Annotated in this window: 21 protein-coding genes; 6 read left to right on the top strand and 15 right to left on the bottom strand. The window is 64.0% G+C overall.

Going from position 1 to position 21,251, the window contains the following annotated elements:
• Nucleotides 1–6: 6 nt before the first annotated feature.
• The 10 genes from HWE04_RS17500 to HWE04_RS17455 form a co-directional block, all read right to left on the bottom strand.
• On the bottom strand, nucleotides 7–237 hold the full coding sequence (locus tag HWE04_RS17500; RefSeq protein ID WP_182992628.1) for a hypothetical protein: 231 nt from the start codon (nucleotides 235–237) through the stop codon (nucleotides 7–9).
• Nucleotides 238–379: 142 nt separating this feature from the next.
• Nucleotides 380–1,771, bottom strand: a complete 1,392-nt coding sequence (locus tag HWE04_RS17495; RefSeq protein ID WP_241813218.1) for a TAXI family TRAP transporter solute-binding subunit — start codon at nucleotides 1,769–1,771, stop codon at nucleotides 380–382.
• Between the two features lie 77 nt (nucleotides 1,772–1,848).
• On the bottom strand, nucleotides 1,849–2,292 hold the full coding sequence (gene cynS / locus HWE04_RS17490) for a cyanase (RefSeq protein WP_006462740.1): 444 nt from the start codon (nucleotides 2,290–2,292) through the stop codon (nucleotides 1,849–1,851).
• Between the two features lie 119 nt (nucleotides 2,293–2,411).
• Nucleotides 2,412–3,266, bottom strand: a complete 855-nt coding sequence (locus HWE04_RS17485; RefSeq protein ID WP_006462741.1) for an ABC transporter ATP-binding protein — start codon at nucleotides 3,264–3,266, stop codon at nucleotides 2,412–2,414.
• Between the two features lie 31 nt (nucleotides 3,267–3,297).
• The gene (gene ntrB / locus HWE04_RS17480; RefSeq protein WP_241813217.1) at nucleotides 3,298–4,149 is read right to left on the bottom strand and encodes a nitrate ABC transporter permease; all 852 of its coding nucleotides are present in this window, start codon (nucleotides 4,147–4,149) and stop codon (nucleotides 3,298–3,300) included.
• Nucleotides 4,146–5,543, bottom strand: coding sequence for a CmpA/NrtA family ABC transporter substrate-binding protein (locus HWE04_RS17475; RefSeq protein ID WP_006462743.1), 1,398 nt, complete (start codon nucleotides 5,541–5,543; stop codon nucleotides 4,146–4,148). Before HWE04_RS17475 ends, ntrB begins: the two co-directional genes overlap by 4 nt.
• A gap of 140 nt (nucleotides 5,544–5,683) precedes the next feature.
• Nucleotides 5,684–6,346, bottom strand: a complete 663-nt coding sequence (locus HWE04_RS17470) for a response regulator (protein WP_006462744.1) — start codon at nucleotides 6,344–6,346, stop codon at nucleotides 5,684–5,686.
• Nucleotides 6,343–7,545, bottom strand: a complete 1,203-nt coding sequence (locus HWE04_RS17465; protein ID WP_234294217.1) for a sensor histidine kinase — start codon at nucleotides 7,543–7,545, stop codon at nucleotides 6,343–6,345. The genes HWE04_RS17470 and HWE04_RS17465 overlap by 4 nt, the downstream gene beginning before the upstream one ends.
• 77 nt (nucleotides 7,546–7,622) lie before the next feature.
• A complete protein-coding gene (locus HWE04_RS17460) occupies nucleotides 7,623–8,384 on the bottom strand; it encodes an SDR family NAD(P)-dependent oxidoreductase (RefSeq protein ID WP_077236318.1) in 762 nt (253 codons plus the stop codon).
• A gap of 193 nt (nucleotides 8,385–8,577) precedes the next feature.
• The gene (locus HWE04_RS17455; protein ID WP_006462747.1) at nucleotides 8,578–9,297 is read right to left on the bottom strand and encodes a FadR/GntR family transcriptional regulator; all 720 of its coding nucleotides are present in this window, start codon (nucleotides 9,295–9,297) and stop codon (nucleotides 8,578–8,580) included.
• A gap of 465 nt (nucleotides 9,298–9,762) precedes the next feature.
• Here HWE04_RS17455 and HWE04_RS17450 point away from each other — a divergent pair, with 465 nt between their 5' ends.
• The 3 genes from HWE04_RS17450 (at nucleotide 9,763) to HWE04_RS17440 (ending at nucleotide 12,995) form a co-directional block, all read left to right on the top strand.
• On the top strand, nucleotides 9,763–10,680 hold the full coding sequence (locus HWE04_RS17450; RefSeq protein ID WP_102663363.1) for a LysR family transcriptional regulator: 918 nt from the start codon (nucleotides 9,763–9,765) through the stop codon (nucleotides 10,678–10,680).
• A 227-nt stretch (nucleotides 10,681–10,907) separates the two neighbouring features.
• Nucleotides 10,908–11,729: a putative hydro-lyase gene (locus HWE04_RS17445; RefSeq protein WP_241813216.1), complete on the top strand. Its 822-nt coding sequence runs from the start codon at nucleotides 10,908–10,910 to the stop codon at nucleotides 11,727–11,729.
• A 21-nt stretch (nucleotides 11,730–11,750) separates the two neighbouring features.
• Nucleotides 11,751–12,995, top strand: a complete 1,245-nt coding sequence (locus HWE04_RS17440) for an MFS transporter (protein ID WP_006462750.1) — start codon at nucleotides 11,751–11,753, stop codon at nucleotides 12,993–12,995.
• An 87-nt stretch (nucleotides 12,996–13,082) separates the two neighbouring features.
• Here HWE04_RS17440 and HWE04_RS17435 read toward each other — a convergent pair whose 3' ends face one another.
• Nucleotides 13,083–14,036: an aldo/keto reductase gene (locus HWE04_RS17435; RefSeq protein ID WP_006462751.1), complete on the bottom strand. Its 954-nt coding sequence runs from the start codon at nucleotides 14,034–14,036 to the stop codon at nucleotides 13,083–13,085.
• A 155-nt stretch (nucleotides 14,037–14,191) separates the two neighbouring features.
• Between HWE04_RS17435 and HWE04_RS17430 the strand changes: the two genes are divergently transcribed.
• The 3 genes from HWE04_RS17430 (at nucleotide 14,192) to HWE04_RS17420 (ending at nucleotide 18,416) form a co-directional block, all read left to right on the top strand.
• Nucleotides 14,192–14,977, top strand: a complete 786-nt coding sequence (locus HWE04_RS17430) for a GntR family transcriptional regulator (RefSeq protein ID WP_241813215.1) — start codon at nucleotides 14,192–14,194, stop codon at nucleotides 14,975–14,977.
• Nucleotides 14,978–15,191: 214 nt separating this feature from the next.
• Nucleotides 15,192–16,466, top strand: coding sequence for an oxalate/formate MFS antiporter (gene oxlT / locus HWE04_RS17425; RefSeq protein ID WP_006462753.1), 1,275 nt, complete (start codon nucleotides 15,192–15,194; stop codon nucleotides 16,464–16,466).
• 267 nt (nucleotides 16,467–16,733) lie between these two features.
• Complete coding sequence (locus HWE04_RS17420; RefSeq protein WP_006462754.1) at nucleotides 16,734–18,416, top strand: Na+/H+ antiporter; 1,683 nt, start codon at nucleotides 16,734–16,736, stop codon at nucleotides 18,414–18,416.
• Between the two features lie 76 nt (nucleotides 18,417–18,492).
• Here HWE04_RS17420 and HWE04_RS17415 read toward each other — a convergent pair whose 3' ends face one another.
• From HWE04_RS17415 to bla, 4 genes are all read right to left on the bottom strand, one after another.
• Entirely contained in the window at nucleotides 18,493–18,762 is a 270-nt protein-coding gene (locus HWE04_RS17415; protein WP_077236311.1) for a hypothetical protein, read from the bottom strand.
• Between the two features lie 387 nt (nucleotides 18,763–19,149).
• Entirely contained in the window at nucleotides 19,150–19,599 is a 450-nt protein-coding gene (locus tag HWE04_RS17410; protein ID WP_241813214.1) for an acetyltransferase, read from the bottom strand.
• A 6-nt stretch (nucleotides 19,600–19,605) separates the two neighbouring features.
• The gene (locus HWE04_RS17405; RefSeq protein WP_241813213.1) at nucleotides 19,606–20,130 is read right to left on the bottom strand and encodes an AAA family ATPase; all 525 of its coding nucleotides are present in this window, start codon (nucleotides 20,128–20,130) and stop codon (nucleotides 19,606–19,608) included.
• A gap of 213 nt (nucleotides 20,131–20,343) precedes the next feature.
• Nucleotides 20,344–21,222 (bottom strand): class A beta-lactamase, encoded by an 879-nt coding sequence (gene bla / locus HWE04_RS17400; RefSeq protein WP_241813212.1) that lies wholly within the window; start codon nucleotides 21,220–21,222, stop codon nucleotides 20,344–20,346.
• Between the last annotated feature and the right edge of the window lie 29 nt (nucleotides 21,223–21,251).

Raw genomic sequence — 21,251 nt, 5'->3', positions numbered from 1 at the left:
GCCGCATCAGTAGCGGGCTTTCGACAGCACCACCAGCCAGCGGCGCAGCAGCAGGATTTCCAGATGACCGGGCTCGATGCCGGCGCTGCACTCGATCACCGGATTGACGCGATAACGGCGCACATAAGTGTCACGGCAGATGAAGATTTCGCGACGACCCAGGCGGATCGCCAGCGAAGACGGGCTGGAAGATGCAACAGCGAAGCGAGCGTCGGAAGCAAGATCAAAGTGTGTCATGGCAGCGATTCCTCTTCTTGTCGATTGGAGGCTTCACTTTAGCACAAGCACTGTATGAATACACAGTATTTTTTATACAGTACTGTATGCACCATGGCGAGCATACAACAGCCGGCCCATCCTGCATTTCCCGCCGTGGCGCCTAAGCCACACCGGCCGCCAGGCGCGCCCGCACGAAGCCGATGTGTTCCCGCAGCACATAGAACTGGTCGGCAAAGGCCAGCGGCATCTTCATCCGGTTCACCGCGATCTCGATCTCGTCCAGGCGCCTGAGCATCTCGGCCTGCTCTTCCGGCGATTCGCGGGACAAGCCGCGTTCCAGCGAGATCAGCTCGCCATACCAGCGATAGATGCGCGAACGCACGCGCCAGCCATAGAGCATCGGCACCAGGCGGATACCCGGGATGAGCAGCAGGATCACCGGCAGCACGATCACCACCGCCCGGTCCACCAGGCTGGCCATCCAGAACGGCAGGGTGCGGTAGAAGAAGGTCTTGCCGGACTTGTAATAGCGCGCCGCATCGTCACTGATCGGATATTCATGCTCCAGCGGCGCCGGGAATTCCCCCGCCTTCTGCATCACGTTGGCCTTGCCATGCACTTCGCGGGCGGCCGCGATCAGCAGGTCCGACAGTGCCGGATGCAGGTCCTCGCGCGCCACCAGTTCGGCCGTGGGTGCGATCAGCTGGGTATCGCGGGCCGGCAGGTTGCGCGCCAGGTCGAACACGCCCATGGGCATCTTCAGGGTATTGAGATAGCGGAAGCGCCGCACATAGGCATCGGCCTGGGAAAAATCCAGCAGGCGGATGCCAGGGGCGCGCAGCAGCTTGCCCATGGTCGCCACCGATACCGAATCGCCCATCAGGAAGGCCGCATCGATCTTGCCACCGGTCAGCGCCTGGGCCGCCTCATCGCCGCCAATGTTCAACAGCTGGGTGCTGCCGCCCTCTTCCACACCGTTGGCCTTGAGCAGGGTCGCGGCCAGCACGCTGGAACCGCTACCGGCACCGCCGATGGCGATGCGCTTGCCGGCCAGCTCCGACAGCTGGCGCAGCGGCGGGACCGGCTTGCCGTCCTCGCGCGGCGGCGGCGTGCGGTAGTACACCGACACCGGCACATAGGAAATGCTGCCCAGCGACACCAGCGGCGCCAGCGCCTCGGCCGGTACCGCGCCGGCCAGGCCGCCCTGCACGAAGCCGACGTCCAGGCTCTGGTCGGGATCGGCCAGGCGTTTCAGGTTGTCCAGCGAGCCCCCGGTCTCGACGATATCGAGGCGGATGCCATCGCGCGCCAGGATGGCCTTGTAGCGTTCGGCCACGCGCCAGAAATTGCTGTCCTTGGGACCGGCAGCGATCGTGATCGAAGACGGCGGGGCCGGGCGGATCAGCCAGATCACCAGCCAGGCGCCGATCAGGATCAGCAGGATGATGGGACCGAAGCTGACGGCCAGGTCGCGCCAGGAGATGGCCACGAAGCGCGCCCGGATGCGGGTCGCCGACGGGGCGTAGGCGGAGAGTTTCTTGTCTTTGAGCATGCGCGCTATTCTAGCCGCGCCGCCCCGCTTTGGGCTTCACTGCCTTGTAACGTGATGTGACTCTCCGCGTCAGTCGCTCAGTAGGTCTTGTACGGCAGGAACTTACCCGACAGCATCACGTTCACGCGATCCCCATTGGGGTCGGCCTGGCGCTGGATATCCATCTTGAAATCGATGGCGCTCATGATGCCGTCGCCGAATTCTTCGTGGATCAGTTCCTTGATGGTGCTGCCATAGACGCTGACGATCTCGTACCAGCGGTAGATCAGCGGATCGGTCGGTACCGGGGTCGGCAGCGAACCCTTGTAGGGCACGATCTGCAGCCACAGGGTTTCTTCATCGGTGAGTTCGAACAGCTCCTGGGCGGTGGCGGCCTGCTTGGCGGTGAGGGTCATCTGGCCCAGCATGGCAGCGGTGGTCCACTCCTTGCTCTGGCCGATGCGCTCGGCGATCTGGGCCCAGGTCATCTTCTTGCTGACCTTGGCGGTAACGATCTTCTGGGTGACTTGGTTGCGGTCCATGGCTATCTCCTTTGGGTGGACGGGATGAAGATCGACGACACACCTCTCAGTGCGCGTCATCGATCGTGACGAATGCTTGCGACACAATGACGAAATCTCTGGGGCTGCCCTGCCGGTTTTCAGGCCACCGCCTGCTCCAGCCCCGGCATCACGATGCGCGTGGGAGGACGCGGTACGCCGCTGGCCTGGGCCGCCTGGATCTGGCGCGAGCGGTGTACCAGGAAATCCACCAGGTGATTGCGGATGCGATAGAACTGCGGATCGTGATGCATGGCTTCCCGGCTGCGGGTCTTGGGCAAGGTGTTGATGACCACTTCGGCGATGCAGGCCTGCGGGCCATTGGACATCAGGAATATCTTGTCGGCCAGCAGGATGGCCTCGTCCACGTCATGAGTGATCATGAACACGGTCTGCCCGGTGGCCGCGCAGATCTTCAGCAGCTCGTCCTGCACCACGCCGCGTGTGAGGGCATCGAGGGCGCCAAAGGGTTCATCCATCAGCAGCATCTTGGGCTCGATGGAAAAGGCCCGGGCGATACCCACCCGCTGCTTCATGCCGCCCGAGAGTTCGGAGGGCTTCTTGTGCTCCGCTCCCTTCAGACCCACCATCGCGATGAAGCGGCGCGCATGTTCCTCTGCCTTGGCGCGCGACCAGTCGGGCCAGCGCGAACGTACCGCGAACACCACGTTGCCCAGCACGCTGAACCAGGGCATGAGTGCATGGCTCTGGAACACCACGCCGCGATCCAGGCTCGGCCCCTTGATCTCGCGCCGGTCCATGATGACCACACCGTCGCTGGCCGCCTCCAGCCCCGCCAACACGTTGAGGATGGTGGTCTTTCCGCAGCCGGAGTGGCCGATCACGCAGACGAATTCACCGCGATCGATACCGAAGGAAACCTGTTCGAACACCGGCGGCGCGCCCGCCGCATAGCGTTTGGAGAGCCCCTGCACGCTCAGGAAATTGTGGTCCATGCTCTTGCCCTCTTCATTCGATGTACTCGATTTACTCGACATAGGTCACCAACCTTTGCAGCCGGGCGAAGATCAGGTCCAGCACCATGCCGGTCACGCCGATGACCAGGATGGCGAAGATCACGCTGGTCAGCGACAGGTTGTTCCATTCGTTCCAGACGAAGTAACCGATGCCGGTGCCGCCCACCAGCATCTCGGCCGCCACGATCACCAGCCAGGCGATCCCCATGGAAATGCGCATGCCGGTCAGGATGGTGGGTGCCGCCGCCGGCAGGATCACCAGGAAGGCGCGCCGCAACGAGGACACCTCCAGCGTCTTGGCCACGTTGAGCCAGTCGCGCCGCACCGAGGCCACGCCGAAGGCGGTGTTCATCAGCATCGGCCAGACCGAGCAGATGAAGATCACGAACACGCCCGAGATCGACGAATCCTTGATCGTGTACAGCGCCAGCGGCATCCAGGCCAGCGGCGAGATGGGCTTGAGGATTTGGATGAAGGGATTCAAGGCGCGCTGCATCAGCGGCGACATGCCCAGCAGGAAACCCAGCGGAATCGCCACCACCGCCGCAATTGCAAACCCCAGTCCGACCCGTCCCAGCGAATAGGCCAGCTGGATGCCGATGCCCTTGTCATTGGGACCGTTGTCGTAGAAGGGATTGGCCAGCTCCTTGCGGATGGTCTCGCCCATCTGCGCCAGCCCGGGAAAGCCGTCGCGCTTGGCCGCGCCACTGCTCTTGCCCATCAGCTTGGCGTATTCATCCTGGGCGGCACTGGCCGTGCCCTCCTGCGGCAGCGTCGCGAAATGCCACACCATCAGCAACGCCGCCAGCAGCAACAGCGAGATCAGCGCGGCGCGCCAGCCGAGATGCCTGGCCGGCATCATGCGCTCCTCTTGATGGCGAAGCTGTTGACGTAGGCCTCGGCCTTGTTGGCGTCGAACTCCTTGCCCATGATGGAATACTTGCGATAGGCGCCTTCCGGCACCGGCTGGCCCAGTTCCTTCATGTGTTTCTTGGCCTCGGTCAGCAGCAGCACCTTCTCGGTGATGGCCTTGTAGTCGATATCACCCTTGATGTAACCCCAACGCTTCATCTGCGTGAGAATCCACACCCCCATCGAATCCCAGGGCACCGGGTCGAAGTCGGCACGGCCCGGCACGTTCTTCACATTGCCCAGACCATCGGCAAAGCGCCCGGTCAGCACCTGTTCCACCACCGTCTCGGGCTGGTTGAGGTAGGCTGCCGGCGAGATCACCTTGGCCACCAGCGAGCGATTGGACGGGTCGCGCGCCATCGCGGCGGCGGTCAGCACGGCGCGGAACAGCGCGGCGAAGGTGTTGGGGTTCTGCTTGATGAATTCTTCCGACGTACCAAAGGCACAGCAGGGGTGGCCGTCCCAGATGTCGCGCGAAAGGATGTGGATGAAACCGATCTCGTCATACACCGCGCGCTGGTTGAAGGGATCGGGGCCGAGGAAGCCGTCGATGTTGCCGGCCCGCAGGTTGGCCACCATCTCCGGCGGCGGCGTGACGCGGATCTGTACATCGCGGTCCGGGTCCAGGCCATGTTCGGCCAGGTAGTAGCGCAACAGGAAGTTGTGCATCGAATACTCGAACGGCACCGCGAACTTGAAGCCCTTCCACTGCCGGGGATCGCGCTTGTCCTTGTGCTTGTTGTGCAGCGTGATGGCCTGGCCGTTGATGTTCTGGATGGTCGCCACGCGCATCTGGGTGGCATTGCTGCCCACCCCCATGGACATGGCCATGGGCATGGGCGAGAGGAAGTGCGAGGCGTCGTGTTCCTTGTTGATCATCTTGTCGCGGATCAGCGCCCAGCCGGCCGTCTTGTTGAGCGACACGTTCAGGCCCTGCTTGCGGTAGAAGCCCAGCGGGTCGGCCATGATCAGCGGCGCCGCGCAGGTGATGGCGATGAAGCCGATCTTGAGGTCCTTCTTTTCCAGGGCACCATTCTTTTCCTGTGCCATGGCCTGCAGCGAACCCAGCGGCAGTACGCTGGCAATGGCCGCCCGCGCCGCATTGCGGCCCACCGCCCGCAGGAAGTCGCGGCGCTCGGCTACCCGCGGGAAGAGCGAACGCATCACGGCTTCTTCCACCACGTCGTTGGTGAGGGCTTCCACATCCTGACCGCGTTGCTGGCGCAGTGCTTCGACCTCGACATCGTGTTGCTGCTGGCTGCCGTGGCGGCCACAGGAACAGCCCTGGCCGGCGCGCTCGGCGTCATAGGTGTGGAACAGATTGGTGTCTGCTGCGTTCGGCATGATTCCCCCGTTTGGTGAGTGTGCGGTGATTTCTTTGCTTCACCATCCACCATTGCAAGGGACTTGCCAGCCTCATGGGCTACGTCATGCTGTCACGACATCCTGTAGTGCTGACACTACAAGCCGGGGCCAAACCCGCGTCAGACCGGCAGCAACTGATGACGTACCGCATACATGGCGATGCCGACGTCATTGGCGGCGCCGGTCTTTTCCAGGATGCGGCTGCGATAGGTGCTCACCGTATTGGGGCTCAGTTCCAGCTGCTCGGCGATCTCCCGCACGCTGCGGCCGGCGGCGATCAGCTGGAACACCTGGTATTCACGGTGCGACAGGCTCTCGTGCGCGGCCCGCGGCGCAGCACCAGCGTGCTGGGCCAGGCCGGAGGCCAGCGTCTCGGCCATCTGCGCGCTCACGTAGAGGCCACCGCCGGCGGCCTTGCGGATGGCGTCCACCAGTTGTTCGGGATCGGCGCTCTTGTTGAGATAGCCGGCCGCGCCCAACTTGTAGCAGCGCGCCGCATATTGCTTTTCGGGATAGGTGGACAGCATCAGCACCGGCAGGCGCGGCATCTCCTGCTTGATCTGGCGCAGCACGTCCAGTCCGTCCTGCTGGGGGATGGCGATGTCCAGCAGCACCAGGTCGATGGCCTCCACCCGGGCCCGGTGCAAGACCTCCGGCCCGCTGGCACATTCGGCGGCGACCTCGATATCGGGGGTATCGGCCAGGATCTGCTTGAGACCCTCGCGCACGATGCGATGATCGTCGCACAAGAGAATGCGGATGGTCTCGGCGCCGGCACTCATGCCGCCTCCCGGCCGCCGTGACTGGGCAGGCGCAGGCAGACCAGGGTCCCCGGCCTGCCGCTCTCTGGTGCAAGACGCGCACCAGCAATGCTCAATGCGCCGCCAAAGTGCAAGGCCCGCTCGCGCATGCCCATCACGCCGTAGGAGGTGGCCGCCTCCAGCGCCGCACGGGGTGCGCCCACGCCATCGTCTTCCACTTCCATGCGCAGCTCCGACGGGCTCAGGTGCACGGCGATGCGCACCCGCGTGGCATTGGCATGACGTGCAACGTTGGACAACATTTCCTGGAAGATGCGAAACGCCGCCGTGGCCTTGGCGCCATCCGGGGGAAAGGCTTCGGGTGCGATATCAAACTCGACCTCGCAGGGCAGTTCGGTGGCTTCCGAGAACTCCTGCACCTGCCATTCGAGGGCGGCGATCAGGCCCTGGTGATCCAGGATGCTGGGCCGCAGGTCGGTGATGATGCGCCCCACATTGTCCACCGCCGTTTCGATCAGGCGGCTCATGGCATCACACTTGCGGGCCACCGGTTCCAGGTCGATGACGCGCTTGGCCATCCAGTTCACATCCAGTTTCAAGGCCACCAGCAGGCTGCCCAGTTCATCGTGGATCTCGCGGGCGATGCGGGTGCGCTCATCCTCGCGCACCGAGTGGGCATGGGCCGACAACTGCCGCACTTGACGCAGGGCGGCCGACAGTTCGCGGGTGCGCTCGGCCACCCGCACTTCCAGCTCGGCCTTGGCGCGCTGCAGTTGTTCCTCGGCCTGGCGGCGCTTGGAGATATCGCTGAAGGTGATCACCGCACCGCGTACCTGGCCGCCGTCGATGATCTGGTAGGAAGAATATTCGGTGGGGAAGAAGCTGCCATCGGCACGCCAGAACACTTCCTGATCGACCCGGCAGGACTCGCCCTTGCGGAAGGCCTTCAGGATGGGGCAGTCAGCCTCGGGGTAATGACCGCCGTGCTCATGACTGTGGTGTACCAGATCGTGCATGTTGCGCCCCAGTACCTGGGCCGGAGCATAGCCCAGCATGTCGGCGCCGGCGCGATTGATGAAGGTACACAGGCCATCCAGGTCGATACCGTAGATGCCTTCGCCGGTGGAGTCCAGCAGCAGCGCCAGCTTGTCGCGCAGCAGGCCGCCGGGTGCGGCCAGGGCATCGGAAGCAAAAACGGGCAGGTGGGGATCGTTGTGCATGATCCCCACCTGCCCGCAAGAGGCATGCCAGTGCCCGCCGCCCGGGCCTGGCCCGACAACGGCACCGGCCGGCCCCGCTACGGCATGTACTGCCCGCCGTTGACGTCGATGATCTGGCCGGTCACATAGCCCGACATCTGGTCCGAGGCCAGGTAGAGGAAGGCACCGCTGCACTCGTCCGGGTCGCCGATGCGGCCCATGGGGATGGTCTTGCGGAACCCCTCCAGCTGTTCCGGGGTGGTGAAGCGTTCCTGGAACGGGGTCATGATCACGCCCGGCGCCACGGCGTTGACGCGGATCTTGTCGGCCAGCAATTCCTTGGCCATGCCACGCGTAATGGTGCTCACGAAGCCCTTGGAGGCCGCATAGATCAGCGCACCCGGGCCGCCGCCATGCCGCGCCGCCACCGAGGTCACGTTGATGATGTTGCCGCCGCCCTGGCCGCGCATGACCGGAATCACCGCCCGCGTGAAGGCCACCACCGAGCGGGAATTGATATTGATGATGTCGTCGAACAAGGCATCGGTGACCTGCTCCAGCGGCATGCGCTGGACCAGGCTGCCGGCGTTGTTGATGAGTACGTCGATGCGCCCCATCTGCTCCACCGCCTTGGCCACGGCGGCATTGATGGCAGCGCTGTCGCGCACGTCGGCGCCGATGGTGATGGCCTTGCTGCCGGCGGCGCGCACCTCGGCGGCGACCGCTTCGGCTTCCTTGGCCGAGCTGTTGTAGTGCACCACCACATGGGAACCACGGGCGGCGAAGGCACGCGCGGCGGCGGCGCCGATGCCGGTGCTTGCACCACTGATGAAGACGACTTTTCCTGCCAGATCCAGCATGCTGTTCTCCTGTTCATAAACGGTTGATCATTCATGCTCCGGCTTGTGCATGGGGCGGCCCTGCGCGCCCTGCCGGTATCGCTTCTTGTATTCTGGGCGCCGCAGCGGGTCACACTGCGGCTGTCATGCCACGTGGCCGTTGTGGAATGCCACCGGCATTGGGCCAGCGGCAACGGTCACGCTTGCTGCCTGATCAGTCGTGCACCGATTCGTCGCGGTTGCGACCGGCGCTGCGGTAGGCGTCGCGCACATTCATGAGGTGATTGCGCATGGCTTCGGAGGCCTTCTGCGGATCGCGGGCCTTGAGCGCATCGAGGATGTCGCGATGGTCCTGCAGGCTACGCTCCAGCGTGGCCGGAATGCGCGAGGTGATGGAACGGCTCTTCTTGCCCAGCATGTAGAGGCTGCCGGCCACGCTCTGCAGGAAGGGGTTGTTGCAGCCCTCGATGATGGCTTCGTGGAACTCCACGTCGGCCGCCGAGAAAGCGGCCGGGTCCGACAGCAGGCGCGCCTCGTCCTCGACGTTGCGCACCAGCCGGTCCAGCTCGGCCTGCTCCATGTGCGTGGCCGCCAGCGCCGCCACCCCGGTCTCGATGATGAGGCGGGCGTCGAACAAGGCTTCCAGGGTGCCGGGATTGAGGTCGATGATCATCTCCAGCGGCTCCAGCAGTTCGCGGGTTTCCAGCGAACTGACGAAGGTCCCCTCACCTTGGCGGATGCGCAGCAAGCCCAGCAGTGCCAGCCCGCGGATGGCCTCGCGCACGGCCGGCCGGCCCACGCCCAGCATGGCCGCCAGCTCGCGCTCGGGCGGCAGTTGCTGGTCGGGCTTCAACAGACCGCTGCGGATCATGGTCAGCAAGCGCTGCGCGACCTGCTCGGAAATCGATTTCTGGACGATGGGATCAAAGGACATGCTGTCGGGAGTGAAGACCTGTAGGGATGATTCGTTGCCGCATCGGCAACGTCTTGCTGGCCTGGGACGCATGCGTCGCAAAGGTAAGACCAATGGCTGTGGAGGATAGGTATCAGGGCGGGATGTGTCAAGCGGCGGGAACATTGGTGCGGCGCGCAAGAAACTGCCGCAGGATGGCAGTTTCCTGGGCAGCAGACGCATCAGGTCGAGACAGGCTTGGGGGGCAGTTGGCACCGGATGGTGCGCAGAGTGATTTTTCCAGAGCGTTCGTTGGCCATGTCTGCCAAGCCGGCCATCAGTTCTTCGAACAAGTTTCTTTTCTTCATGATGTTTGGATAGGGTTGAGATCCGCGCAACATACACAAAACGGGCCGGGCTCTCCACCGTACCATCGGGCTACCCACCCCCCTGGAAACGCATCGCATCTGTTAGGCTAGGCGCGCCTATCGCTTCCCTCTTCTATCCATGAACCTGCGCTTCGTAGAGGCCTTCCACTGGGCCGCCTCGCTCAAGAGCATCACCCGCGCCGCCGAAAAGCTGCATATCACGCAATCGACCATGTCCAGCCGCATCGCCTCGCTGGAAGAAGAACTGGGCGTGGTCCTGCTGGACCGTCGCGCCAAGCAGTTCCGTCTCACCGCCTCGGGCCAGCGCTTCCAGTTGCTGGCGGTGAAGCTGCTGTCGCTGCAAAGCCAGATCCGCCAGGAACTGGGCGGCAGTCCGGCCGGGCCGATGGCGCTGCGCATCGGCAGCATCGAATCGGTGGTGCACAGCTGGCTGCCCGGCTGGCTCAAGGAAATCCGCAGCCGCTATCCCGATTTCGCGCTGGAACTGACCGTGGAAACCTCGCCGGTGCTGATGGAACAGATCGGGCGCGGCGCCCAGGACCTGGTCTTCACCTCCATCGTGGGCAGCGATACGGCGGTGCGCTCGCGCATCATGGCGTCCATGGAGATGGTCTTCGTCGGCCATCGCGATACCCATGGCACGCGTCGCTACCGGCTGGAAGAACTGGCGGCCGACGACCTCATCACCTTCCAGCGCGGCTCGCAGCCACACCAGGGGCTGCTGCAGCTGCTGCAGGAGTCCGGGCTGCCGATGCCGCGCGTGCACGCCATCTCCTCGATTTCGGCCATGGTGCAACTGGTAGAAGGCGGCTTCGGCGTGGCGACCCTGCCCAAGCTGGCCATGCGTGAACTGACCCGCCGCCTGCCGCTGCGCATCCTGCGCTGCGAAGAAACGCTGCCGCCGCTGCAGATCCACGCCAGCTATCGCGAGGAGCCGGGCTCCAGCGTGGCCGAACTGGTGCTGGATTCGGCCCTGGAACACGCCCGGCGCGCCCAGGGCAAACGGCGCGGCGCTTCCACGGCGGACGAAGACTGAATCCCGCCCCTGGCCATCGCCATCAGGCAACATGTTTCGCACCAGTCGGGAAACGCCTACCAGCTGACGGGAACAACAAAAAGTCAATCAACAAAAACGCTGACGTCATCGAAAAAATCGATAACAAAAGATATAAATTTTTTGTTGGACGCGTGCTGGATGCCCCTCCTACCATCGGTGGCATTCCCATCCCATCATCAAGCGCCAGCACGACGCAGGAGACCGCCATGCCTGAAACGCCCACCATGCCGCACGCCCCCCGCAGCATTTCCCTCACCGCCGATTCGACCGCACTGGAAGTGCGACTGGCCGCCCGCCATGGCGACTTCACCGGCCACACCAGTGGCGTGGCCAGCGCCCATGTGCAGGTCAACCTGGCCATCCTGCCGGCCGCGCTGGCCGATGACTTCCGCCGTTTCTGCGAACTCAATCCGGTGCCCTGTCCGCTGCTGGGCGTCTCCGAGCCAGGCTCGCCGGCCATCCCGGGACTGGGCCAGGACCTGGACATCCGTACCGACGTGCCGCGCTATCACATCTGGCGCAATGGCGAACGCGTGGACGAGGTCACCGACCTGCGCGCCTACTGGCGCGACGACCTGGTGACCTTCGCGCTGGGCTGCTCGTTCTCCTTCGAACACGCGCTGCTGGCCGAGGGCATCCCGCTGCGCCATGTCAGCGAAGGCCGCAACGTGGCCATGTATCGCACCAACATCCCGACCAGGCCGGTGGGTGTCTTCTCCGGCCCCACGGTGGTCTCCATGCGTCCGCTCAAGGCCGCCGACGCCATCCGCGCCGTGCAGATCACCGCCCGCACACCACAGGTGCATGGAGCACCGATCCACATCGGCGACCCAGCCCTGATCGGCATTAGCGATATCAACCAGCCCGACTACGGCGATGCAGTGGCGGTCCACGACGATGAGCTGCCGGTGTTCTGGGCCTGCGGCGTCACGCCGCAGGCGGCCATCGTGGCGGCCCGCCCGGCCTTCTGCATCACCCACGCGCCCGGCTACATGCTGGTCACCGACAAGCTCAACAGCGAACTCTGACACCCCGCCCCGGAGAGAACCATGTGGCTCAAAGAAACCAGCAGCGCGGAACGACGCACCCTGACGGCGACCTTCACCGGCTATGCGGTGGACGGCTTCGATTACATGATCTACACCTTCCTCATCCCCACGCTGCTGGCGGCGTGGAGCATGAGCCGCGCCGAGGCCGGCTACATCGCCACCGGCGCCCTGCTGACCTCGGCCGTGGGGGGCTGGGCCGCCGGCATCCTGGCTGACCGCTACGGCCGCGTGCGGGTGCTGCAATGGACGGTGCTGTGGTTCGCCTTCTTCACCTTCCTCTCCGGCTTCACCGATTCCTTCGGCCAGCTGTTCTTCACCCGCGCCATGCAGGGCTTCGGCATGGGAGGCGAGTGGGCGGTCGGTTCGGTGCTGATCGCCGAGACCATCTCTGCGCGCCATCGCGGCAAGGCCTCGGGCCTGGTGCAGAGCAGCTGGGCGGTGGGCTGGGCGGCGTCGGCGCTGGCCTTCTGGGGCATGTACGCGGTGCTGCCGCCGGAAAAGGCGTGGAAGGTGCTGTTCTGGATCGGCGTACTGCCGGCCCTGCTGACGCTCTACATCCGCCGCGCCATCAGCGAGCCGGCGGTGTTCGTGGCGGCCCAGGCGAAGATGCGGGAAAGCGGCCAGCGCGGCAACTTCCTGCGCATCTTCCATCGCGACCTGCTGCGCACCACCATCCTGGCGAGCCTGCTGGCTACCGGCATGCAGGGTGCCTACTACTCGGTGACCACCTGGCTGCCGACCTTCCTCAAGACCGAGCGTCATCTCTCGGTGCTGGGCACCAGTACCTATCTGCTGGTGCTGATCGGCGGCTCCTTCTGCGGCTATCTCACCTCGGCCTGGCTATCCGACACCATCGGTCGCCGCCGCTGCTTCATGCTGTTCGCGGCCATGGGCATCCTGCTGGTGCTGAGCTATACGCAGATGATCATCACCGACGCCTGGATGCTGGCGCTGGGCTTCGTGCTGGGTTTCTTCCTGTCGGGGATCTTCTCTGGCATGGGCGCCTACCTGTCCGAACTGTTTCCCAGTGACGTGCGGGGCTCGGGCCAGGGCTTCTGCTACAACTTCGGTCGCGCCATCGGTGCGATCTGCCCGGCGCTGGTGGGTTATCTCAGCAACAGCATGCCACTGGGACAGACCATCGGCTGGATCGCCGCCGGCTGTTACGGACTGGTGATCGTGGCCTGCCTGATCCTGCCGGAAACGCAGGGCAAGGAGCTGGAGGCGGCGGTCACCACTGCCTGACCGTTCCCGCAGGGCAGCAAGCACAGGCCGGCGCCAAAACGCTGGCCTGTTTGCATTGCGCCCTCGTATGAGACGGGTCGGGGTCGCTCAATAGGCGCTGGCCTGGTCGAGCGCGGCGATGTCTTCGCGGCTCAACTGCAAGCGCGTGGCGGCCACCAGTTCGTCGAGCTGCGCCAGCGAGGTGGCGCTGGCAATCGGCGCGGTCACGCTGGGGCGCGCAATCAGCCAGGCCAGCGCGACGGCCGCCGGGGTGCTGGCGTGACGGGCGGCGACCGCATCCAGCGCAGCCAGGATCTGGAAGCCACGCGGGTTGAGATAGGACTTCACCTTGCCGCCACGGGCGGCGCTCTTGCCGAGGTCGGCCTCGCTCCGGTACTTGCCGCTGAGGAAGCCGCTGGCCAGCGAATAGAAGCCGATCACGCCCACGCCCTGCTCCAGGCAATACGGCTCCAGCGTACGTTCGAACCCTTCGCGGGCGACCAGGCTGTATTCGGGCTGCAGGGTCTGGTACAACGGCAGACCCAGCTGGCGACCGATGTCGCGCGCCTGCGCCAGCCGGTCCACCTCGTAGTTGGAGGCCCCGATGAGGCGCACCTTGCCGGCCTTGACCAGGGTGTCGTAGGCGGCCAGCGTTTCTTCCAGCGGCGTGCTGCGATCATCGTCGTGCGACTGGTAGAGGTCGATATGGTCGGTCTGCAGGCGACGCAGCGAATCTTCCACGGCGCGCAGGATGTAATCCTTCTTCAGGCCCACGCGGCCCTCGCCCATGTCCTTGCCGACCTTGGTGGCGATCACCACCTTGTCGCGCCGGCCACCCTGGGCCAGCCACTTGCCGATGATGGTCTCGGATTCGCCGCCCTGGTTGCCGGGCGCCCAGCGCGAATAGACGTCGGCGGTATCGATCAGGTTCAGGCCGGCCTCGACGAACTTGTCGAGAATGGAGAAAGAGGTCTTCTCATCAATGCTCCAGCCGAACACATTGCCGCCGAAGGCCAGCGGCGCCACGGTGATATCGGATTGACCCAGCTTGCGTTGTTGCATCGGAATCTCCTTGTCATGATGGTCGGAAACAGTGGCGACCATTGTAGGCGCGGCCCGCAAACTCTGCTGGCGGGCATCTTCCAAGCAAAGCCGACAGCGCGTTAAGATAGCCGCCACGACATTGCATGCAGCGCACCTGCCCGCCCGCTACCCTCATGAAGCCTCGCATCGCCTCCACCGAACTGGCCCGGCACCGCACCGGCAAGCTGACCGATACCGTGTACGCCAGCCTGCGCGACGACATCTACGCCTTCCGCCTGCTGCCCGGCGACCGCTTCGCCGAGAATGACGTGGCCGAACGCCTGCAGGTCTCGCGTACCCCCGTGCGGGAAGCGCTGATGCGACTGCAGAGCGAGGGACTGGTGCGCGGCCATTTCCGCAACGGCTGGGAAGTGGTGCCGATCGACCTGGCGCGTTTCGCCTCCCTCTATGAATTGCGTGAGATGCTGGAACTGCACGCGGTGCGCAAGCTGTGCTCCCCGCGCGTCGCGCCCGAACGTCGCCAGCAACTGGTCGCGACACAGGGCGCCATCTGGCAGTGCGCCGCCACCGACCGCCTGCCGGACGGCCTGGCCGTAGCGGCCCTGGATGAAGGCTTCCATGCGGCGCTGGTGCAGGCAGCCGGCAATGGCGAGGCCGACAGTGTCTATCGCCAGCTGACCGACCAGCTGCGCATCATGCGTCGGCTCGACTTCGCCTATGGCGACTGCATCGACGATACCTACGCCGAGCACTGCGCCATCCTGGACGCCATCGCCAGCGCCGACGCCGAACTGGCCGGCGCCCTGATCGCCCGTCACATCGAGGACAGCCACACCGTGGTCGAGCGCCTCACCATCACCCGCCTGGAACAGGTGCGCGCCGAGTCGGTGCAGGCCGCACCGCCGCAAGGCAATCTGGGCACCGGCGGAGCACCGGCACGACGCAAGCGCTTCGGCTGAGCAAGGCCGCACACCCTCCCCGCTTGCCCTGTCCCCCTCTGTGTGAACCTGTAGCGGACGGTTTTTTCCGCATGCGCGCTTGCCGCCAGGCAAATGGCATGAAAGCTGCTTTTGCGAGCCCAGGATTTATGCATACATAAATTCAGGCACGCGGCCCGCTGCCTCATCCGGCAGTCCCTGGCCTCCCATCCGGCTTTCTGTACAGGAGAAACGCATGACCACCCTCACCCAAACCGCCCCGGCGAGCACCCAGGGCTTGCTGCGCAACCGCTGGTTCCAGTTGCTGATCGGCCTGATCTGCATGATGGCCATCTCCAGCCCGCAATACGTCTGGACCCTGTTCACCAAACCCCTGACCGCCAAGCTGGGCGTGCCGCTGTCGGAACTGCAGATCACCTTTTCCATGCTGATCGTGCTGCAGACCTTCTTCTCGCCCTTCCAGGGCAGCCTGATCGAGCGCTTCGGCGCACGTCGCCTGATCGCCATCGGCACCTTCATGTCCGGCCTGTCCTGGGTCCTGGCGGCGCAGGTCTCCAGCATCGGCATGTTCTACCTGGCCTATGGACTGGTGGGCGGGCTGGGTACCGGCATCGTCTATGTCGGCGTGGTCGGCCAGATGGTGCGCTGGTTCCCGGACCGGCGCGGCTTCGCCGTGGGCATGGTGGCGGCCGGCTATGGCATGGGCGCGATCCTGACCACCTTCCCGATCTCGGCCTCGCTGGCCAGCGCCGGACTGGAAACCACGCTCTGGCAATTCGGCCTGGTGTTTGCCGTGATCGGCGTGATCGCCTCGCAGGCCCTGCGCTCACCCGATGCCAGCCACGCCGCCGCCATGCCGGCCCCGGCCATTGCCGCCAGCACGCATGACCTGGCGCCGCGCCAGATGCTGCGCACCCCGCTGTTCTGGCTGATGTTCGCGATGATGACCATGATGTCGACCTCGGGCCTGATGGTGACCTCGCAGATGGCCACCTTCGCCCGCGACTTCGGCGTGGCCAACGTGATGGTGTTCGGCCTGGCCGCGCTGCCGCTGGCGCTGACCATCGACCGCCTCACCAATGGCCTGACCCGCCCCTTCTTCGGCTGGATCTCGGACCGCTACGGTCGCGAGAACACCATGTTCTTCGCCTTCGCGCTGGAAGGCGTGGCCATGGCGCTGTGGCTGGCCACGCGCGAGAACGCGGTGCTGTTCGTGCTGCTGTCGGGCGTGGTGTTCTTCGGCTGGGGTGAGATCTTTTCGCTCTTCCCCTCCACCCTGACCGATACCTTCGGCACCCGCAATGCCACCGCCAACTACGGCTGGCTGTACATCTCGCAGGGCATCGGCTCCATCTTCGGCGGCCCGCTGGCGGCGATGATGCATGAGAAGACCGGCAGCTGGCATCCGGTCTTCGGCACCGCAATCACGCTGGACATCCTGACCGCCTGCCTGGCGCTGATGGTCCTGAAACCCTGGCGCGCGCGCTACCTGGCCAAGGTCGCAGGCTGAGATCGCTACCGTTCCTCTGCTGAATTCCTCCGAACCATGATGCCGCCCGGTGCCACGCCGGGCGGCATTTTCTTTTGAGGACACAGGCCCGCTTCCCGCCCGGGCGACGGATTGCCCCCTCCTGCCGTATACTTCCCGTTCTCCTGCATCGCCTGGCAAGCCATCTGCAACCGGCTTGCAAGCCTTTGTAACTCCCCTGCAACTCAGTGCGGTCAAGCGGGTCTGACCCTCCCGCGCCTCATCACAAGAACACACTACCGCTGCCTCATGGAAATCGTCTTTACCGTCCTGATCCTGCTGCTGGCCGTCGCCGTCTCCGGCGTGGTGGCAAGGCTGGCACCATTCAAGCTGCCCCTGCCGCTGTTCCAGATTGCCCTGGGTGCCGTGCTGGCCCTGCCCATGTTCGGCCTGCGCATCAGTTTCGATCCGGAACTGTTCCTGCTGCTGTTCATCCCGCCACTGCTCTTTACCGATGGCTGGCGCATGCCCAAGCGCGAGTTCTTCCGGCTCGCGCGCCCCATCCTGGCCCTGGCGCTGGGTCTGGTGATGTTCACCGTGGTCGGGGTGGGCTATTTCATCCACTGGATGATCCCGGTCATCTCGCTGCCCTCGGCCTTCGCCCTGGCGGCCGTGCTCTCGCCCACCGATGCGGTGGCGGTCTCTTCCATCATCGGCAAGGGCCGCCTGCCAGCTTCGATGCAGCATGTGCTGGAGGGCGAAGCGCTGATGAACGACGCCTCCGGTCTGGTGGCCTTCAAGTTCGCCATCGCCGCCGTCATCACCGGCAGCTTCTCGCTGCTGGATGCCAGCATTTCCTTCGTGCTGATCGCCGCCGGTGGTATCGCGGTGGGCCTGATCGTGGCCTGGGGCTTCGGCCTGATCCGGCGCAAGATCATCGAATGGGCCGGTGACGAACCGGGCATCCAGGTGGTGCTGCTGCTGCTGATCCCCTTCACCGCCTACATCTTCGCGGAACACTTTGGTCTCTCCGGCATCCTGGCTGCGGTCGCCGCCGGCATGCTGATGCCCTACCTGGAAACGGCCGGCGGCGAATCGGCCGCCACCCGGCTGCAGGGACGCAGCATCATGACGATGCTGGAATTCGTCTTCAACGGCATGTCCTTCCTGCTGCTGGGCCTGCAGTTGCCGGGCATCGTCAGCCTGGCTCACGTGGATGCGCAGATGGCCGGCAACGTCCCGGTCTGGCACCTGTTCGTCTATATCCTGGCCATTACGCTGGCGCTGATCGTGCTGCGTTTCGTGTGGGTGTGGATCAACCTGCGCATGCGCCGCTTCGCGTCGGCACTGCGCGGCCAGAGCGGACGCAATCGCAAGTTCGACCTGCGCCTGATCAGCATCACCGCGCTGTCAGGCGTACGCGGCGCCATTACCCTGGCCGGTGTGATGTCGATCCCGCTGCTGCTGAAGGAACATACGCCCTTCCCGGCGCGCGACCTGCTGATCTTCCTGGCCACCGGGGTGATCGTCTGCTCGCTGCTGTTTGGCAGCTTCCTGCTGCCGTGGATGCTCAAGGACCTGCAGCTCGATGCCGAGGTCAAGCGTCGCCGGGCCGAGGAGATGATGGCGCGTCTGCGCCTGTCGGAGGCGGCCGTGCGCAGTATCGAGACCGCCCAGGAACGCATCGGCGTGACCCTGGACGAAAACGACCTGGCGCTGCTGACCGAAGTCAGCGGCAGCCTGCTGGCCACCTACCGGATGCGGATGAATGCGGAGAGCGATTCGGAAGACACCCAGCGCGCCGCCAACCGCTTCAAGCAGTTCGAGCGCGAACTGCGACTGGAGGCGATCCGCGCCGAGCGCCTGGAGGTGCACTACCTGCGCGCCGAACAGCGCATCAACGATGAAACCTTCCTGATGCTGATCAACCAGATCGACATGGCCGAGACCTGGCTGCTGGGCTCACTGAACGGCCCCGGCCAGCATCACTGAGGAGGAGCGGCAACGACAAAGCCCGCGCTGCCATTGGCAGGGCGGGCTTTGTCGTTGCCCTACGGACTGAAGCGGCTCAGGCCACCGAATTGATGGTGGTGCCGATGATTTCGCCGGTGGAGTTGCGCGAAGCCTGTTCGCGGCGATTGCGTTCTTCGTTGGCGGTCTCGGCACGGGTCTGGTCGGCCTGGATTTCTTCCTGGCGGCGCATTTCGGCCTTGGCGGCGGCGGCGGCCTCTTCGGCACGGCGCACGGCGACCGGATCGTTGGCTTTGCCCGTGGTGGGCGTATTGCCGTTGGGGTCGGAGACGACGGCGTTGACGGCGGAGGAAATGTCGATGGGCATGTTGGGCTCCCTGTGACTGCGAAGACTGAAGACGGATACTGGACCGGATCGGGCGTACCGCTGCCGGTACGAACTCGCTATGTTACGCCCATTGTCACGCTCTGCCACAGGGAAAATCCTGAGTCGCGCAGATTTACGGGGATGCCGTGCGGAAACTGTGATGAATCTGGCAAATAAACCGCCCTGGCCCGGCGTACATCGATGTCAGGGTGGCAAGTGATTGCCGTACAGACAAGCCAGATGGAACCTTACCGTAGCGCTCGGCGGATGGCTCCCGCCTGTTGGGCAGGCCGCAGCAAGCGTCGCGCTTCCTCCCCACTGGCCGAAAGTGACACTTACGAATTGCAATGCCCCCAGTGTCGGTATTGCTCGCAAACCGGGTCAACACTAGATTGACCGCTGGCGTCGGCATTCCAGATGAAGCAGCGGGTAAGGCCGTCCTTGACCGTCCAGTTCTGATCGCCCTGTCTTGATGAAGCCCAAGTGCAAGTAAAAAGCGGATGCTTGCTCGTTCTGTTCGTTGACATCCGTCGTCAGAAAAGGCGATAAGCCCAATGCGTATTCGACCAGGCCACGACCAATGCCTTTGCCATGATGGGCAGGATCGATAAACAACGCCTCCATGTGCGCGTCATTCAACGACATGAAGCCCAACGGTCTGTCGTTCTCGTCAACGGCTAATAGCAATGGAGCATCTGGAAGAAAATCCCGGACCTCATTGGCAATTTCCGCATAGTCAGTCGGACTCAAAAAATCATGCGTGGCCAGTACGGCATTGCGCCAGATGTCCAGCACTCGATCACCATCGTCGCGATGTGATTTTCTAATATTCATCATATGTCTTCAGGCAAGAGGCGGCGCTATCGGGCTAGCGCTGACGAAATCGATATCGAATTCTTCACACTCAAATTCATCCGGCGGCTCCCAAAGTGCGCTCGCGATCTCGAATATATGATCCGGCACGAGCATTGAGAATGTGGGACCTTGCTCCTCATTCCTCCGCCGGACACGTTCGCGACGAAGTTCCAGAGGGGCATCAAGCACATGGATACGAAGTGAAAATCCCTGGTCCACGATGCGCCGGCAAAACGCCATTCGAGGTGTTTGTTGGATCAAGCCGAGTTCCAGCACGACATCTCGCCCTGAATCCAGTATTTTTTGGCTATGAATCCAGATCAGGTCCAACAAGCGCTCTTTGCGCTGGACATACCAAGAGACGAAATCACCTTCGGGGCGATCAGGACTAAAGAGCCTGGCGAACCACTCGTCGAGCGCAATATGTACACCCCCGACATTTTCCGCCAAGACGGTGCTGAAGGTGGATTTGCCAGCCCCGACAGGGCCTTCAACGAGATGTACTTGATTCATTGCGTGAGTGTTCATTAAGGGGATACGCATTGTATGCGGACAATTGGATGTCTGGAACTGCCCGCTTCGGAGCTTGCACCGGCCACTAACTCGCGGGATGAGTTTTCTGGAAACTCCATTCACGAAGTCCCACTGATGTTTGGCAATGCTTCGGATAGTGCAGAAAGAATTCAGCATAACTCGGGGGCGAAGCGCTATGCAAAGGAGACCCATCTATCTGGACGATGTCTGGGCCCACGCCACGAATATTTCTCCCACCTCTCTGAGGGCGGCTTCGCGGCGCGACATATCCAACGTCGGCGCATCATAGTAAGCAGCGACAAATAGCGGATTACGCTGCGGTGGACGCACGATCGCGTAGTCATTGGTCTGCCGCTCCACGCTGGTGCCGGGGCGGTCGCCTGCCTGCCAATCCGCCGGCAGGGCCGCACGCAGGCGATTGCGTCCCGGGCGGCAAGCGATCATCCAGTCTTCCAGTTGCTGGCGCGCATCCGGACTCAAGACATCGCCCGTCAGGATGGCGCGTGCATTGCCGACGATGGCCCGCGGCGTGGTTGTGTCCCGCTCACCACTGTACTGATTGGACATCGGCTCATAACGGTCGGAACGCGTCACGGTGTCGCCCAGGCTTCGCAAGAAAGCAGTCAAGCCCTCCGGGCCGCCAGCATTGCGCATCAGCAGGATGGCGGCAGTGTTATCACTCAGTTCGACGGTCGCCTGACACAGCTCGCCTACCGTCATGCTGCCGCGCCCGACGTTGGTCAGGGTGGTCGGCGAGGTGAAGATCAGATCCTTCCTGGTATAGGGTATTGATCGTTGCAAGCTCTCCTTGCCTTGATCGACGCGGGCTAGCACCTGTGCAGCGAGCATGCCCTTGAACGTGCTGCACATCAGGAAACGTTCGTCGGCCCGATGCGCCAGTGTCTTGCCCGAACCGGTATCGACCGCGAACACGCCCAGGCGCCCGCCATAGCGGTGTTCCAGTTCGGCTAGCGGCGAGGTAGCGGCGCGCAGGTCAAAGGCGATACCGCCGAGACCGAATGCCAGGGGAAGGCCGATGCTGAGTTGACGGCGTTTGAAGGAAATGGTCATGGGGAAATTTTCTCGTCAGTGCAAGGAGA

Source organism: Herbaspirillum sp. C7C2 (assembly GCF_022627865.1).
In the GTDB taxonomy this organism is placed as follows: Bacteria; Pseudomonadota; Gammaproteobacteria; order Burkholderiales; family Burkholderiaceae_D; genus Herbaspirillum; species Herbaspirillum frisingense.
This window is presented reverse-complemented; position numbering and strand designations above follow the sequence as displayed.